Source organism: Tamaricihabitans halophyticus (assembly GCF_004340875.1).
Lineage (GTDB): Bacteria > Actinomycetota > Actinomycetes > Mycobacteriales > Pseudonocardiaceae > Tamaricihabitans > Tamaricihabitans halophyticus.
Genome location: NZ_SLXQ01000016.1, coordinates 62,614 through 78,483, shown reverse-complemented (window position 1 = coordinate 78,483; position 15,870 = coordinate 62,614). Strand labels below are relative to the sequence as shown.

Sequence of the window (15,870 nt, the reverse complement as noted above, 5' to 3'; positions counted from 1 at the left end):
CCTCTACGTCGTTCTATTCATCGACATAGCATTCCGTCACATGGAATATTGATTCGCTAAGCTAGAACGCATGGCGACGGTTGTCAACGGCGGTCCAGCGAACGCGGACGAACCAGGAAACGGCGAGCAGGCCCCCGGCGTGGGGCCAGGCAAGGGGGCGGTAGAGAAGGCACTCGACGTGCTCAGCGCGCTGGTTCGCCCTGGTGGTCCACACCGACTGGCCGAGCTGGCGAAACACACCGGGCTGGCCAAACCGACCGTGCACCGGATGCTCCAGACCTTCAGTGACGCCGGTTTCGCGGTCAGCGCGCCGGGCGGCAGCTATCACGCGGGCCCCCGGTTACTCGGCATGGCCGCGGCGGCGCTCGCGGACAGTAGTGACAGCCAGCTGGCTCGGCCCGCCCTCGTCGAGCTACAGCGGCGCACCGGGCACACCGTGCACTACGCGATCCGCAATGGCCACAGCGCGGTGTACCTTGCCAAGATCGAACCGGCACAGGCGTACCGGATGACCTCGCAGGTCGGCGGGAACGTGCCGTTGTACTGCACCGCGGTGGGACGCGCGATGCTCGCCAGGTTGCCCGAGGCGGAGGTGGCCGAGATCCTGGACGGTCGCGAGCTGCTCGCCCGTACTCCGCGAACCCTGACCGATCCGGCGGACATCCGAGCCGAACTGTCCGCATTGGACGAGCGCGGGTACATCGTCGAGGACGAGCAGAACGAGGCGAACGTACGCTGTGTGGCCGCGCCCGTACTGGACGGGCTCGGCCAGGTTGCTGGCGCGATCAGCGTGTCCGGACTGACGTTCACCCTGGACGAGGACAGCATCGCGGTGTTCGGCCCGCTGGTTGCCGAAGCGGCGGAGCAGGTCTCGCGATCCCTTGGCAGTCAAGGAATCGGCGCCATTTCGCGCGCGCGGGCATTCGGCATCATCGAAGGAGGAACGGCGTGAGCGCAGTCGCCGAGCTGCTGCATGAAGGGCGAAGCCGGCGCGTCTACTCCGCCGCCGCCTGGTCAGTCGGCACCACCGAGGGCACACTCACCGCCGGCGAGCTCGGTACCCGGCGCTGGGATGGGCCAGCGGTGGACGGAACCGAACTCTGGGACCTGGCTTCCGTGACCAAACCGATCGTCGGTCTGGCCGTACTCGCACTCGCCGATCGTGGGGCCCTACGGTTGTCCGATCCCGTCGACCGGTATCTCCCCCAGTCGCGCGGCGGCGACAAAGCGCGGATCACCGTGCGGCAGCTGCTCGCGCACACCTCGGGGCTGCCGGGCGGGGTGCCGTTGTTCCGGTCGCATCCGAGTCGAGCCGAACTGCTCGAGGCGCTCTACGCCGTGCCGCTGCGCGGCGCGCCAGGCAGCCTGGTGGAGTACTCCTCCCCCGGGTTCATCCTGCTCGGTTTACTCGCCGAAGCGGCCACTGGCCGCGGGCTTGCCGAGCTGATCACCGAACTGGTCTGCCGGCCGCTCGGGATGCACGAAACCGCTTTCCTGCCGGGAAGTTCCGGCGCGCGACGCGCGGTGTCCACTGAGTACTGCGCATGGCGTGGCCAGCTGGTCACTGGCCAGGTACATGACGAGAACACCGTCGTACTCGGCGGAATCGCCGGCCACGCGGGACTGTTCGGCACCCGCGCCGATCTGGACCTGCTCGGCAGGGAACTGCTCAGCGGCAGCCCCACGCTGCTCCGACCGGAAACGCACGCGACGATGATCAGCTGCCAGACCGAGCACCTTGGCCTGCGGCGGATGCTCGGCTGGCAGGGCAAGGACTCCGTGGGCTGTCCGGTCGGCGATATGGTGAGCGACGATTCCTATGGCCACACCGGGTTCACCGGCACCAGCTTGTGGATCGACCCCGCGGCCGGCCGCTATGCCGTGTTACTCACCAACCGGGTACATCCGAACAGGGAGAATCCGGATATCGAGTGGGTGCGCGCCGATTTTCACCGGCTTGCGCTACACGGGCACGGCAGGAACTGAAGCCGTCCCGCTGACCGGTGCCGATCAGCGGGCGCGGAGCTGGCGTAGCCGGTCCGGCGCGCCCTCCGGCGCCGGATCCAGCTCAACCAGCTTGTCCCGCCCGCGCTCGCCCCGAACGACTCGGACCGCGCTGACCCGCACCTGGAACGCACCGGCGAGCGCGGCGCACAAGGCAGCGTTGGCTTTCCCTTCCACCGCCGGCGCGGCAACCGCCACCACCAGCGCGTCACCCAGGGCGCCGGACCAGCAGCCCCCAACGGCTTCGCGCTTGGCGCCTGGCTTCACCCGAACCGCGAACCGGAAACCCGCATCCATGGTCCGATCATGGCAAAAACACGCATTTCCGTCACGCGGCCGGCACCGTCGCGGGAGTCACCCCCAGCGCGCGCCCCACCAGCACCAGCCGAAGGCAGCGCTCGGCTGCATCGGCGATCAGCTCGGGCGCGTGCTCGATGGCCTCGGCGAGCGCTACCGGCGCGGCCAGAATCCCGCTGAACGCGTCGATACCCGCGGCGTAGTTCCGGTGCGCACGATCGCCGATCGTGCCAGCCACCGCGATCACCGGTTTGCCGAAGCGCTTGGCGCGTTGGGCAACCTCAGCCGGCACCTTGCCAAGCGGGGTCTGGTGGTCGATCGCCCCCTCGGCGGTGATCACCAGATCGGCATCGGCAAGGCGCGCGTCCAGGTCAACGTGCCCGAGTAACACTTCGAACCGTGGCCGCAGCCGTGCCCCGAGAAGGCCGGCCAGCCCGGCGCCGAGCCCACCCGAAGCGCCACTTCCTGGCAGTGTCCGCACCTCGGCGCCGTGGTTGGCGAGCACCCGCGCCCAGTTGTCCATCGCCGCCGACAGCAGCCGCACCTGGTGTTCGTCCGCGCCCTTCTGCGGCCCGAACACCCGCGCCACTCCGCGCTGGCCAGTCAACATATTGTGCGGGTTGCAGGCCAGCTCCATGTCCACACCGGCCAACCGCGGATCCACTCCGGACCGGTCGATCGTGCGGACATCGGCAAGGCCATAGCCTCCTGACGCCACCTCCGCGCCCGCGGCGTCGAGCAGCCGTACCCCCAGCGCCCGAAGTGCGCCAGCGCCGCCATCGCAAGTACCCGAATCACCACAGCCGACCACGATCCGCCGCGCCCCGGCGTCCAGCGCGGCACGAATCAACTCACCCACACCGTAGGTCGAACCAACCCCTGGATCGCGCCGATCCCTTGGCACCAAACGCAAGCCGGCCGCGGCGGCCATCTCCACGATCGCCGTTCGCGGACCCGGTCCGCCCAGAATGCCAAAGTGTGACCGGATCCGTTCCCCCAGCGGGCCGGTCACCCGCACCGGAACCAGCCGGCCGCCGGTGGCGGCAACCAAGGTACGCGCGGACCCCTCACCACCGTCGACAAGCGGGATCGAGTCCACGACCGCGTCCGGCAACACCCTGCCGACGCCGCGTCCGATCGAAGCCGCGACCGCCTCGGCATCCAGACATTCCTTGAAACCGCTCGGCGCGATAACAATGCGCAGGGATTGGTGAGTGGACATTGTGACCTCCATAGTGGACAGAATCTCAGCGCAGGCTCAGACCGAGCAGCGGCCAGACATACAACGCGAAGCCAAGAACGAGCAGCACCAGCAGCGGACCGGCGATGGCGGAGAACCGCAGCAGATCCGTGCGGCGGTAGGTGGGCACCTCAGTGACCGCACCGAACATCGCGACCGGTTTCGCCGAGGACGGCAGCGTATGGCAGAACCCAGCGGCCACCGTGGACGCGAACGCGATGGCGATCGGGTTCAGGCCGGCTGATACGGCGAGCGGCACCAGCAGTGGAACGAGTACCGAGGAACGCGCGGACCGCGACTGCAACACCAGATGTGCCGCGGCGCTGACTACGATCACGCCGAGCAGGAACGGCACGGGCGAGCCGCCGCCGGTGCCAAACACCGTTGCCGTCAACCACCCGGCTGCCCCGGAACTGGCCAGGGCACCACCGAGCACCGCGGTCGATGCCATGAACAGCAGCAGCGACCACGGGATCGAGCCAAGCGCGCCGGACATACCCACCGTGCCCAACTTCGGCGCGGTGATCAGCAATCCGCCGAACAGCGCGATCAGCGCCGGTGACATACCGTGCAGGAACTCGGTACACCACAACCCGACGACGATCGCGAGGATGCCGGACGCGCGACGCTGCGCGCTGGTGAGCGGGCCCCGCACGGCGGTACCCGCCTCGGTGGCGAGCTGTTCCGCGGACAGGGTCAGCCGGAGCCGCCGCTGCGCACGCGGCACCATCAGCAGTAGCACCAGCTCCGCGGCGAGATGCGAGCTGACGATCGCGAACGGCGCGCCGAGCAGCAACCATTGCCCGTAACCGATACCGGTACCAACGGTGTTTGCCAGGATCTGGCTGGTGATCAGGTGGGCTCCCGCGCCGACCACGGTGGCCACCGCGGAAAGCAGGATCACCGCGGGAAACAGCACGGCCAGCGCCCGCACGACCTTCTCCCGGTCGCGCAGTGCCTTCGCCAGGCCGAGGAACACCGGAAGCGCCAGCGCCGCCCGCCCGGACGTCGCCGGCACGGCGAACGCGGTGAGCACCAACGCCGCGGTGATCAGGTGTGCCAGCCCGCGCACGCTGCGTGCCCGCGCGATCAGCAGCACCGCGACCCTGGTGGGCAACCCGGTGCTGGACAGTCCCGCGGCGAGGACGAACGCGGCGATCAGCAGCCAGATCGTTTCCCCGCCGAGCGCGCCGAAGAGCTCATCGGCACTGAGCACGCCGGTGGCGACCAGTGCGAACACCGCGCACAACCCGATGTAGGTGTCGTCGAGTGGGCTGAACATCCAGGCGAGTACCGCGGCGGCGAACACCACCAGCGTGATCCGCCCGGCGCCAGGCAGCCCGCTGTCTGCTCCCGGCAACAACAACGCAAGCGTGATCAGTGCCAGCACCGCGACCGTCAGGCCAATCGCCGCGCGCGGGATCTTCCGCTGCGGTTCGGGTTGCGGCACCCTCGGCCGCGGCGCGGTGGCATACCTGGTGAGCTGGCCCTGCGCGGGCAGCTCGGTGGTCGGCTGCTCGCACTGCGCACGATTCGGCTGCCAGGCCAGCGGCCTGGTGACGGGCTCGGTTTTGGCGGGCATACCAAGAACCTTGCCAAGCCAGCCTGAGCCGACCGTGAGGCGAAGATGAGGGCGCTTTCATCTACGCCTCGCCCGTGCCCACCGCTAGCGGGGCTCAGCCGCCGAGCCGGTAGCCCATTCCACGTGCCGTCTGGATGTAGCCGTCACCGATCTTGCGTCGCAGCGTGCGCACGTACACGTCGACCACATTGGAGCCAGGGTCGAAGTCGTAGCCCCAGACGTGGGAGAGGATCTGCTCTCTGGACAGCACCTGCCCAGGGTGCCGCAGGAACAACTCGAGCAGCGCGAACTCCCGCGCGGTCAGATCGATGGTGTCGTGCTCCGTCTGCGCCTTCCTGGTGCGCAGATCGAGCGAGAGATCCGCGTGCCGTAGCACGGTGACCTCGCTCGGCCGTTCCGGCGAGCGCAGCCGCAGCCGCACCCTGGCGAGCAGCTCCTCGAACCGGAACGGCTTGGTCATGTAGTCGTCGGCGCCGCCCTCCAGGCCAGCCACGGTATCGCCGACCGCGTCCCGCGCGGTCAGAATGATCACCGGCGTGTGCACATTGGACTGGCGCATGGCGCGCAGCACGTCGAATCCGTCCCTACCTGGCAGCCCGAGGTCGAGCACGACCAGGTCGAACGGTTCCGCGACGGCACTGGCCAGTGCTGCGTTGCCATCCGCGACGATCACCGTGGTGAACCCGTTCGCCCGCAGTCCCTTGTCCACAAAGGATGCTATTCGCTGTTCGTCCTCGGCGATCAAGATCCGGGGCACGCTTACCCTCCCAACTCGATATCCGGCCGTGCCGGCAACTCCATACCGAACGTCGCGCCGTTGCCCGGCTGGGAAACCAGGCGTACCCGCCCGTGGTGCGCGTCGACGATCGCTTTGACAATGGACAGCCCCAACCCGGCACCCTCGCTTTGCCGCGCGCTGCCAGGGGCTCGCGCGAACCGCTGGAAGATGCGCTCGGCGTCTTCCTGGCGCACACCCGGCCCGGTGTCGGTGACCCAGAAGGACACCACTCCGCGGTAGATCGTCGAACCGATCCGGATCTCGTCGCCATCGCTGGTGTGCTGGACCGCGTTCTGCGCGAGCTGCAGCACCGCTTGGGTCACCCGCTGCGGATCAAGCCAGGCGTTGCCCTCGCCGATCCGCTCCAGTGTCCACTTGCGCGGCGCGATCGCCCGCACCTTGGCATCGATATCGCTGGTGAGTTCGGGAACGGAGGTATCAACGGGCGTCACGAAGTCGGGCTGCTCCGCCTTGGCGAGCAGCAACAGGTCCTCGACGATCCGGGCCATCCGATCCAGCTCATCGGTACACAGCCGGATCACCTCGGCGCGCTCGGCCGCTTCGGCCGAATCCGGCGAACCGGCCGAACTGAAGCCCATCACCTCGAGATGGCCACGCACGATGGTGATGGGCGTGCGCAGTTCATGGCCAGCGTCGTCGAGGAACTGCTGGCGGTTACGAAACGCGCTTTCCAGCCGGTCCAGCATCGCGTTGAACTGTTGCGCCAGCGCGGCGATGTCATCGCGCCCCTGCACGGGAATCCGGTGCGTCAGGTCATGTTCGGTGAGCGCGGCCGCCGCTTGGCGCACGGTGCGGACCGGCGCGAGGATCTGCCCCGCGACGACCCAGGACACGCCGGCCCCCAACAGCAGCGCGAACCCGCTGGCAATCAACAGCGTGCGTACCGTGCTCTCCGCGGATTCCTGCGCGGCGTCAAGGAAATAGCCGGCCACGAACCATGCTTGCGGCTCTTGCGCGGCACTGTTCGCGGGCAGCACGTTCACCTTGATCCAGCGCATCTCGCCGCGCGCGGTCTCCAGGGTTCCGGAGTTCGCGGCACCCTCAACGACCGGACGCAGCCGCTGCTGGCCAAGCGGTACGCGGCGGACCGATTCGTTGCCCTGTTCCTGGATGTCCAGACCGTCTCGTGTTCGGGTAACGGCGAGGAGCAGTTCGGCGGAATCGGTGTACTGACTCCGCAGGTGTTGCTGCATCAACAGCTGCGGATCGTTGATCTGTTGCCCGGTCGTCGGGTCGTGTCCGGCGGCGGCGAAGCTCCGGAACTCCTCAGCATCTTGTTCCAGCGCGCGATTGGCCCGTTCCTCGATCTCGCTGACCAGCGAATGCCGCAGCAGCAACACCACACTGATCAGGCCGACCGCCATCACGAGCACGAACCAGCCGACGATCTGCAGCCGCGCGGGTACCCGGCTGCCACCCAGTTTTCCCGGATCACGCCGTAGCCGGGCGGCCGTCGCCATCGGCTGGGTACGCCTGTCCGATGGCGGTCCGCCGAGGGATAACGGACGGGTCGGCGGCGGGGGCCCAATTTGACCCAATGGCCCAGTTTGGCTCAACGGCCCGCCCACAATTCCACTAGCGCCCCATACGGCGATGCGACAGCCGAGCCCGGCTCAGTCGTCGTCATCGTCGTCATCGTCGTCGTCATCATCGTCATCGTCGTCATCCACTGGTGGCGGCGGTGGCAGCGGGGTCCTTTTCGGCGGGGGCTTCGTGGTTTCGGTGGTCGTGGTCGGTTCGGCGGGCCCACCAGTCACGGACGGATCGGCCGAGCCGATCCGCACCATCGGCGGGGCCGTCGGTGGATCCGGTGTCGACATGAACAGGTATGCACCCAAGCCCGCGCCGACAGGCAGGGCGATCACCGCCGCGAGCGCGGCGGCACGGGGTGCGCGACTCATGGCTCCACCGTCCCTGACGCATGCCGTGAATGAGGTGAGTACAGCATGAGGATTTTTTCATCTTCACCGAGTGGGTGCGACCGGACCATGTCCGGCCGCACCCGTTGCTCAGGACTCAGCGACGCGGACGACCCGCACCGAGACCGCTTCCCCATCCCCAACGGAACCAGTGAAACCATCGCTGACGTCGGCATAGCGCACCTCGTCTGCCAGCGTTTCCCCAGCGAGGAAATCCTGGTGCGCCCGTGCCGCCGAGCACACGTCCTCGGCGGCCTGCACCGTGACGGTGATCCGATCGGAGACCGCCAGTTCGGCCGCCCGCCGTGCCTGCTGCACCACCCGCACCAGGTCGCGCGCCACTCCCTCGGCGGCGAGTTCCTCGGTCACCTCGGTGCCCAGGACGACCAGGCCCTGCCCGCCAGGCAAGGCCGCGGCCGCACCGGGGTCGGTGGCCACCAGCCGCTGCTCGTATTCCCCTTCGCGCAGCTCCACCCCAGCCGCGGCTACGTCGCCGTCGGCCGTCCACGACCATTCGCCCGCCTTGACCGCCTTGATCACCTGCTGGACCGCACCACCCAGGCGGGGGCCGGCGGCCCTCGCATTGACCACGAGCTCGAACCGGCCGTGCGCGGCCACATCCGCGGTCAACTCGACCTGTTTGACGTTGACCTCGTCGGCGATCAGCGCCACGAACGGTTCCAGGTCCGCGCTGTTCGGGGCCGCGACCAGCAGCCTGGCCAGCGGCAACCGCACCCGCAGCTTGTTGGCTTTGCGTAGCGACAGCGCTGCTGAGCACACGGTGCGCACGCCGTCCATCGCGGCGACCAACGCGGCATCCGAGGGGAGCTCGTCGACCGCACTCGGCCAGTCCGTGAGGTGCACCGAGCGTTGCCCGGTCAGCCCGCGCCACACCTGCTCCGAGGTCAGCGGGAGCAGTGGAGCGACCACCCTGCAGGTCACCTCGAGCACGGTATGCAGTGTGTCGATGGCATCCCGGTCTCCTGCCCAGAACCGTTCCCGGGAGCGGCGGACATACCAGTTCGTCAGCACCTCGAGGAACTCGCGCACCGTGGTGCAGGCGTCCGCGATGGCATAACCGTCCATCGCGGCGCTGACATCGGTCACCAGTTCGTGCGTCTTGGCCAACACGTACCTGTCCAGCACGTGCTGGCTGTCGGTACGCCAGCGTCCCTCGATGCCCTCGGCGTTCGCGTAGAGCGCGAGGAAGTACCAGGAGTTCCACAGCGGCAACACGGCTTGCCGAACCGCGTCCCTGATACCTCGGTCGGTCACCACCAGGTCGCCGCCGCGCAGGATGGGGCTGGCCATCAAGAACCACCGCATCGCGTCCGAACCATCCCGCGCGAACACCTCGTTCACGTCCGGATAGTTGTTCCGCGACTTGGACATCTTGTAGCCGTCGTTGCCCAGCACGATGCCGTGCGCCACGCAGTTCCGGAAAGCCGGCCGGTCGAACAGCGCGGTGGCGAGCACATGCAGGGTGTAGAACCAGCCGCGGGTCTGCGCGGTGTACTCCACGATGAAATCGCCGGGATAGTGGTGTTCGAACCACTCGGCGTTCTCAAAGGGATAGTGCACTTGCGCGAACGGCATCGACCCGGACTCGAACCAGCAGTCGAGCACCTCGGGCACTCGACGCATGGCGGACTTACCGGTCGGGTCATCCGGATTCGGCCGGGTCAGCTCGTCCACATGCGGCCGGTGCAGATCGGCCGGGCGCACCCCGAAGTCCCGCGCCAGCTCATCCAGCGAACCGTATACATCGGTCCGCGGATAGGCCGGGTCATCCGATATCCACACGGGGATTGGCGAACCCCAGTACCGGTTCCGGGAGATCGACCAGTCCCTGGCGTTTTCCAGCCATTTACCCATCTGGCCGTCCCGGATGTGCTCGGGCACCCAGTTGATCTGCTTGTTCAGCTCGACCATCCGGTCACGAAACTTCGTGACAGCGACGAACCAGCTGGAGACCGCCCGCTGGATCAGCGGGTTGTCGCACCGCCAGCAGTGCGGGTACGGGTGATCGTAGGTCTCGTGCCGCAGCAGCAGCCCGCTCGCCTTCAGGTCCCGGATGATCACCGGGTTCGCCTCGAAGATCAGCATCCCCGCGTACGGCGGAACCTCCGCGCCGAACTGCCCGTTGGCGAGCACCGGAGTGACCGGGTCGATACCGGCCGCGTCGGTGACCACTTTGTCCTCTTCACCGTAGGCCGGTGCGATATGCACGATGCCGGTGCCGTCGTCGGTGGTGACATAGTCGGCGGAGAGCATCTGGTGCGCGTTGTCCTGGCCGAGGAAGAAGTCGAACGGTGGCTGGTAGCGCAGGCCGAGTAGCTGATCTCCCCGGTAGCGAGCGATGATCTCGGGGTCCTCGCCCAGCTCCCGCGCGTAGGCGGCGACGCGTGCCTCGGCAAGCAGGTAGCGCTCCCCATTCACGCGGACCAGCGCGTAGTCCACCGCCGGATGCACCGCGGCGGCCAGGTTCGCCGGCAACGTCCACGGGGTGGTCGTCCACACCAGAGCGAGCGCGCCGTCCAGTGCTGGGTCCGAAGCGGACAGTCGAAGGCCGACGGTGACCGCCGGGTCCTGCCGGTCCCGGTATACGTCGTCCATCCGCGTTTCGGTGTTCGACAGCGGGGTCTCGCATCGCCAGCAGTACCAGAGGACGCGGAATCCCTCGTAAATCAATCCCTTGTCCCACAACGACTTGAATGCCCACATGACGCTTTCCATGTAGGGCAGGTCGAGTGTCTTGTAGTCGTTGTCGAAATCGACCCAGCGCGCCTGGCGGGTCACGTAGTCGCGCCATTCCCCGGTGTAGCGCAGTACCGAGGACCGGCAGGCATCGTTGAACTTCTCGATGCCCATCGCCTCGATATCGTTCTTGTGCGCGATGCCCAGCTGGCGTTCGGTTTCCACCTCGGCCGGCAGGCCGTGGCAGTCCCACCCGAACCGGCGCTCCACCCGCTTGCCGCGCATCGTCTGGTAGCGCGGCACGATGTCCTTCACGTAGCCGGTCAGCAGATGCCCGTAATGTGGCAAGCCGTTGGCGAAGGGCGGCCCGTCGTAGAAGACGAACTCGTTCGCGCCGTGCTCACCGGCCGGGCGCGCCTCGACGCTGGCCGCGAAAGTGCCGTCCGCGTCCCAGTAGTCGAACACCGCCGATTCCAGCTCGGGAAACGACGGCTGTGCCGGCACCTCGCCGGTGCCGTTGCCGTGCACTGCCTTGGGATAGGCCATCGTTGGTGCTCCTCGCGGTTACCTCGTCACTCGCACGGGCCGGAAGACCCACACGGGGACGACACACCACCGGCTGCCCGGCGTTGCTTCGCCTGGCAGCTGGCGGGATACCGCGGTACCACCCCGCTTGCCTGTCGCGCGTTCACGACAGCGCCTCTTCGTTCGGCTGTGACGGGCCGTACCCGTCCGGTTCTACTGAGGCCGCTCGCAACGTGCCCGTTCTTCCGGAGGCTTCCCGGTGATCGCCGGATCAACGCCGTATCACTCCAGGTTAGCGGGCCGGCTCAACCGCGTTTACATTGACCGTCATGTCGACGTGGGCGCGGTCATGAAAGCACTGCTGACACCAGTCCTGCTCATCGTGGTCATCGGCGGGATCAGCGGGCTCGGAGTGCTACTCGGCCTCGGTAACGCGGCCGTACTCGCGGCGTTGTGCGCGATGTTCTGCATGCTGGCGGCGTTCGGTGGATCGCTACATGCTGATCTGCGCCTGCTCGCCCGGTTCGGCCCGACGCTGATCCTGGCCGCCACCGCACCCCGGCTGCTTGCCGAGATCACCGTGGTTGGCGCGATCGCGCTGCTCACTGTGATCATCTTCGGTGCCGGGCTGCTGCCCGCCTTCGGTAGTCGATATGTGACCGTCGGTCTCGGCCTGGGCATGGCAGCACTGTTCAGTTACGGCTACCAGTTGACCGGGGCGGCCAGCATCGGCCAGTTACTCGCAGCGCCGGCGCTCGCGGTCGGCCTCGCGATCGTGGTCCGCCTGCTCGCCGGGGCACGCGATCCGAGCAAGCCAACCCGTACCGCCATCGCCGATCTGCTCGCCAGTGAGCAGGACGCGCCGGCCGGCGAGCAACCAGTAGGCGCCCCGACCGACGCCATCGAACGGGCCGGCCGTCTGTGGTTTGGCGACCGGCCGCCGCGCTGGACCGGCCAGGTGCTCGGCGCGGCCCTGCGCTATCACTCGGTGCGTGGCCTACTCCGCACCCAGACGCGTGTACTGACCAGCACCGAAGCCAAGCGGGTTAGCACCACGCTGCGGGCGGCCTCGGCCGAAGCGGCGCGGCTCGCCGAGCACGTGCGGGCCCCGGCCGCCGCTGGTTCGGCCCCCGAGGTAGCACGGGCCGAGCAGCCGCCGATGCCCGCGGGCGCAGTCGACCTGCTCACCGAACTGTGGGCCGCATTGGACCGCGTGCACGCCGCCAGCACCGAGCGCGCCACCGGCCGGGTGCGACCACCCCGACGCCAGGGCGCGGACCTGCTGAGGTCGACGCTGCGCGGCACGCTGTCCTGGCGCTCGGCACAACTGCGCCACGCGGTGCGCTGCGCGCTGGGGGTCTGCCTTGCCCTGGCGGTCGCCCGCCTGCATCCGGGCGATCCACTGACCATCTCGTTCCTGCTGACCACCTTCGCGGTGATGCAGCCGAGTTGGCGGGACAGCCTCAGCAAAGCGCGACAGCGGGTGCTCGGCTCGGTGGGTGGCGCGGTGCTGCTCGGTCTCGTGCTCTGGCTGCTACCCGAATCCGCGCTGTTGCCCGTCGCGCTGGTGGCGGTACTGCTCGGCGCCTCCGTGATGCGCACCGCGCCGACCGTGTTCAACGGGTGCATCGTGCTGATGGCCGTGGGTATGAACGCGACGACGCGGCAGCTGGACCCGCGGGAACTGCTGATCGAGTACTTGCTGCTGATCGCATTGGCCGTGGCGATCGGCCTGCTGTTCGGCTTTGCCGCGATCCCGGGAGTCCGGCCGCCAAGTGTCGCGGAGCGGGTGCGGTCGGCCCGCGCCGCGACAAGCGCGCTACTGGACCAGGTGGCCGACCGGCCGTCCGGGCAGCCGGATTCTCGCGAACTCAGCGCTCGGTACCGTGCGGCCAGCCTCGCGCAACAGCAACTCACCGCGTTCGAGCCAGGCGGTGCCCAGCCACCCGAAGCAACCGAGCAGGCACTGACGCGACTCGCCGACGGCTTGTGGGGGGTACACAACGTCTGTGCCACGCTGCTCGTCGACGGCGTACCCGCACCGCTCCTGCCATGGCTGAACTGGTCCGCGGCGACGCTACGCGCGCCCGGCACGGAACGGGGTCGTCTGGACAACCGGTCCGAGGGCGACTCGCTCGGGAACCTGCCGACCAATCCTGGCTCCGCGTTGGACGCGGAGCACGATCTGCTGGCGACTGTTCTGGTCGTGGACGTGCTGCGGTCAAGCAACGCGGCCGAGGAGCTACTCGCGCCGGCTCAGGATTCCTGACTTCGTCCAGCGGTGTCGGCTTGGGCCGCGTCCGCGCCGTTGCCTTCCCGGTGGTGAGTGGCGATCGTGGCGTCCGGAGTGCACAACGCACACGGGGTGAACCCGAGGTCACGGGCCTCGGCTATGGCGACCGAAATCGTGTCGCGGTCGATCAACCAGCGACAACTGACCAGGTGGTATCGGGGATACTCGTCAACGACCCGGACCTCGATATCGAGTTCGGAGACGATCAACAGATCGGCGGCGTCGGTGGCTTCCTCCGCCGGCGGTTCGGTCGAGGCCTCATCGACCGAACCGGCACCGTCGTCCTCGGGACCCGCGTCCGGACTGTCGGCCTCGTTGGCGTCGGCTGTTGCCGCGCCAGCCGCCGATTCCTCAGCGGCAGCCCGCTCGGCACGCTTCTTGCGCTGCCGAATCAGGTCCGTCAACAACAAGATCGCCGCGAGGACACTCACGCCGATCGAAATCCAGGCCCACAGGGTCTCCGCGAGAACGATCGCGGCAACCAGTAGACCTAGCGCGGCAAGCGCAAGGAGGAGAACGATGTAGAGCAAATTGGCTTCCCGTGCAGCAGTAGTCCTGATCCGGCATCCCCGTGCCGGATCAGGACCAATCTACTGCAGGTTAGCTCAGCCTGCCTCCGCGGCACGCGGGCCGAACGAATACCCCTGACCGGATGACGCCGAGGCGGAATGCCCCTCCTCGTTCGACGGCGGTGACGACGGTGCCGCCGACCCCCGGTCGCTGAGTTCGCGCAACTGGGCCTCCAGGAAGCCCTTCAGCCTCGTCCGGTACTCGCGTTCGAATGTCCGCAGCTTCTCGATCTTCTTCTCGAGGCTGGTCTTCTCCGCGTTGATCGTGCTCATCACTTCGTTGTGCTTGCGCTGCGCTTCGCGCTCCAAGCTGGTGGCCTTCTCGCGGGCCTGCCGATCGAGCGTCTCGGCACGGGTACGCGCGTCATTGAGCATGGTCTCGGCACGCGTACGTGCCTCGTTCACCATCGAGTCCGACTTGGACCGCGCGTCCGAAAGCAGTTGTTCGGCCTTCGTCCGCGCCTCGGTCACCATGCCGTCGGCTTCGGCCTTGGCCTCACCGGTCAACCGATCGGCCATCTCCTGCGCCAGGCCAAGCACCTTCGCGGCCTGCACATGGTGGTCACCGCCATCCGCTCCACCCGCGGTCTGCTCCAACGCGCTGGGTGGCGGCACCGGGGCTAGTCGACGCGGTTCCTCGGCCGCCCGGGGCGGCGTCAGACTCGCACTCGAACTGCTCGCGCTGGACCGCGCGCTGTCGAGGTCCGAACGCGCCGTCTCCAGCTGCGCGTCCAGTTGCTCAACCTGCTGCCGCAGGTCGTTGTTCTCCTCGATCAGTCGAGCTAGTTCCGTCTCAACCAGGTCGAGGAAGGCATCTACCTCGTCCTCGTTGTAGCCCCGCTTGCCAATAGGAGGCTTGCTGAACGCGACGTTATGTACGTCAGCGGGGGTCAACGACATCAGATCACCTCACGCACTCCATGGCTCTGCGGGCACCCGGGAGCCCCGATCACCCGGGATATGCCAGTTGCATCAGTATGAACACAACCAACAGCAGCACCATAATCGATAAGTCCAGTCCGACGCCGCCAATCCGAACCATCGGAATCAACCGACGGACTAACCGGACGGGTGGGTCGGTCACTGTGTAGATGGTCTCCAGCGTCACCGCAACCCCTCCGGCGGGACGCCACTCACGCGAAAACGCACGAACCAGCTCAACCACGACACGTGCCGTGAGTAGCAGCCAGAACGCGAATAGCAGGTAGTACACCGCGATCAAGACCGGATCCACGCCTACTACTCTGCCATCTGTCAGCCACGGTGAAACAACCCACCCTCAGCAATACGCCGGGTGTCTTCCGCGGTGACGTCAATATCCGGCGGTGAGAGCAAGAACACCTTGTTGGTGACCTTGTCCATCGAGCCGCGCATGGCGAACACGAGTCCCGCCGCGAAATCGACCAGCCGACGCGCGTCGGCATCGTCCAAATCTGTGAGATTCATGATCACCGGGGTACCTTCCCGGTAGTTCTCCCCGATGGTACGAGCTTCCTGGAAACTCGATGGGTGCAGCGTGGTGATCCTTCCCATTGGGTAACTGCTCGACTGCCGGGCGTTCTCTGGGACCGACCGCAGCCGGGCAACCGGCTCCGGCCGTGAGTCCATCGCCAGCGCCCCCTGCACCGCCGGCATCGGTCGGCTACCACCCCGACCACCGCCACCCCGCGGCGTCGGCTCGTAGTCATCGTCTAGATCGTCGGACCGAAATCCGCTACGTGCCCCGTCAAAACCGCGCCGAGACCGCCCTGGACGTTCCGGAAGATCGTCATACTCGTCGTCGTAGTAGTAGTCGTCGTCCCGGTAACCGTCTCGGTAATCGCCGCGGTAATCGTCTTCGGGGCCGTAGTCGTCCTCGTCCGCCGGCACCATGCCGAAGTACGCCTTCAGCTTCTGTAGTGCGCTCATGCCATTCCTCCGCGACTGCCGAGAAGGACCCCGCGCC

The 15,870-nt window shown here is 67.6% G+C and carries 14 protein-coding genes; 3 read left to right on the top strand and 11 right to left on the bottom strand.

Features of this window, described 5'->3' with window-relative positions; translation table 11 throughout:
* Nucleotides 1–70: 70 nt before the first annotated feature.
* Nucleotides 71–952, top strand: coding sequence for an IclR family transcriptional regulator (locus EV191_RS25425; protein WP_132880081.1), 882 nt, complete (start codon nt 71–73; stop codon nt 950–952).
* The gene (locus EV191_RS25420; RefSeq protein WP_132880080.1) at nt 949–1,986 is read left to right on the top strand and encodes a serine hydrolase domain-containing protein; all 1,038 of its coding nucleotides are present in this window, start codon (nt 949–951) and stop codon (nt 1,984–1,986) included. The genes EV191_RS25425 and EV191_RS25420 overlap by 4 nt, the downstream gene beginning before the upstream one ends.
* A 24-nt stretch (nt 1,987–2,010) precedes the next feature.
* On the opposite strand, the gene EV191_RS25415 is transcribed toward EV191_RS25420, so the two are convergent.
* From EV191_RS25415 to ileS, 7 genes are all read right to left on the bottom strand, one after another.
* Nucleotides 2,011–2,301 (bottom strand): DUF167 family protein, encoded by a 291-nt coding sequence (locus EV191_RS25415; RefSeq protein ID WP_132880078.1) that lies wholly within the window; start codon nt 2,299–2,301, stop codon nt 2,011–2,013.
* 31 nt (nt 2,302–2,332) lie between these two features.
* Nucleotides 2,333–3,523, bottom strand: coding sequence for a glycerate kinase family protein (locus EV191_RS25410; RefSeq protein WP_132880077.1), 1,191 nt, complete (start codon nt 3,521–3,523; stop codon nt 2,333–2,335).
* A gap of 25 nt (nt 3,524–3,548) precedes the next feature.
* On the bottom strand, nt 3,549–5,123 hold the full coding sequence (locus tag EV191_RS25405; RefSeq protein WP_132880075.1) for an SLC13 family permease: 1,575 nt from the start codon (nt 5,121–5,123) through the stop codon (nt 3,549–3,551).
* Nucleotides 5,124–5,217: 94 nt separating this feature from the next.
* Nucleotides 5,218–5,880: a response regulator transcription factor gene (locus EV191_RS25400; protein WP_132880073.1), complete on the bottom strand. Its 663-nt coding sequence runs from the start codon at nt 5,878–5,880 to the stop codon at nt 5,218–5,220.
* Between the two features lie 2 nt (nt 5,881–5,882).
* Nucleotides 5,883–7,382, bottom strand: a complete 1,500-nt coding sequence (locus EV191_RS25395; protein ID WP_132880072.1) for a sensor histidine kinase — start codon at nt 7,380–7,382, stop codon at nt 5,883–5,885.
* 153 nt (nt 7,383–7,535) lie between these two features.
* Nucleotides 7,536–7,823, bottom strand: coding sequence for a small secreted hydrophilic protein (locus EV191_RS30395; RefSeq protein WP_132880070.1), 288 nt, complete (start codon nt 7,821–7,823; stop codon nt 7,536–7,538).
* Nucleotides 7,824–7,931: 108 nt separating this feature from the next.
* Nucleotides 7,932–11,084 carry an isoleucine--tRNA ligase gene (gene ileS, locus EV191_RS25385; protein WP_132880069.1) on the bottom strand — a complete coding sequence of 1,051 codons (3,153 nt, stop codon included), beginning with the start codon at nt 11,082–11,084 and terminating at the stop codon, nt 7,932–7,934.
* A 328-nt stretch (nt 11,085–11,412) separates the two neighbouring features.
* Here ileS and EV191_RS25380 point away from each other — a divergent pair, with 328 nt between their 5' ends.
* Nucleotides 11,413–13,332, top strand: a complete 1,920-nt coding sequence (locus EV191_RS25380) for an FUSC family protein (RefSeq protein ID WP_132880067.1) — start codon at nt 11,413–11,415, stop codon at nt 13,330–13,332.
* Here EV191_RS25380 and EV191_RS25375 read toward each other — a convergent pair.
* From EV191_RS25375 to EV191_RS25360, 4 genes are all read right to left on the bottom strand, one after another.
* Entirely contained in the window at nt 13,320–13,886 is a 567-nt protein-coding gene (locus EV191_RS25375; protein WP_132880065.1) for a hypothetical protein, read from the bottom strand. The two genes, EV191_RS25380 and EV191_RS25375, sit on opposite strands and share 13 nt — an antisense overlap.
* A 75-nt stretch (nt 13,887–13,961) precedes the next feature.
* Nucleotides 13,962–14,825, bottom strand: coding sequence for a DivIVA-like cell division protein Wag31 (gene wag31, locus EV191_RS25370; protein ID WP_132880064.1), 864 nt, complete (start codon nt 14,823–14,825; stop codon nt 13,962–13,964).
* Between the two features lie 49 nt (nt 14,826–14,874).
* A complete protein-coding gene (locus EV191_RS25365) occupies nt 14,875–15,159 on the bottom strand; it encodes a YggT family protein (RefSeq protein WP_243659226.1) in 285 nt (94 codons plus the stop codon).
* Nucleotides 15,160–15,179: 20 nt separating this feature from the next.
* Nucleotides 15,180–15,833, bottom strand: a complete 654-nt coding sequence (locus EV191_RS25360; protein ID WP_132880062.1) for a cell division protein SepF — start codon at nt 15,831–15,833, stop codon at nt 15,180–15,182.
* Between the last annotated feature and the right edge of the window lie 37 nt (nt 15,834–15,870).

Bases quoted from the DNA above. Each gene is read 5' to 3' on its own strand.
- EV191_RS25395 (WP_132880072.1), bottom strand. From the start codon at position 7,382: ATGGCGACGGCCGCCCGGCTACGGCGTGATCCGGGAAAACTGGGTGGC.
- wag31 (WP_132880064.1), bottom strand. From the start codon at position 14,825: ATGTCGTTGACCCCCGCTGACGTACATAACGTCGCGTTCAGCAAGCCT.
- EV191_RS30395 (WP_132880070.1), bottom strand. From the start codon at position 7,823: ATGAGTCGCGCACCCCGTGCCGCCGCGCTCGCGGCGGTGATCGCCCTG.
- EV191_RS25425 (WP_132880081.1), top strand. From the start codon at position 71: ATGGCGACGGTTGTCAACGGCGGTCCAGCGAACGCGGACGAACCAGGA.
- EV191_RS25360 (WP_132880062.1), bottom strand. From the start codon at position 15,833: ATGAGCGCACTACAGAAGCTGAAGGCGTACTTCGGCATGGTGCCGGCG.
- EV191_RS25405 (WP_132880075.1), bottom strand. From the start codon at position 5,123: ATGCCCGCCAAAACCGAGCCCGTCACCAGGCCGCTGGCCTGGCAGCCG.
- ileS (WP_132880069.1), bottom strand. From the start codon at position 11,084: ATGGCCTATCCCAAGGCAGTGCACGGCAACGGCACCGGCGAGGTGCCG.
- EV191_RS25380 (WP_132880067.1), top strand. From the start codon at position 11,413: ATGAAAGCACTGCTGACACCAGTCCTGCTCATCGTGGTCATCGGCGGG.
- EV191_RS25410 (WP_132880077.1), bottom strand. From the start codon at position 3,523: ATGTCCACTCACCAATCCCTGCGCATTGTTATCGCGCCGAGCGGTTTC.
- EV191_RS25415 (WP_132880078.1), bottom strand. From the start codon at position 2,301: ATGGATGCGGGTTTCCGGTTCGCGGTTCGGGTGAAGCCAGGCGCCAAG.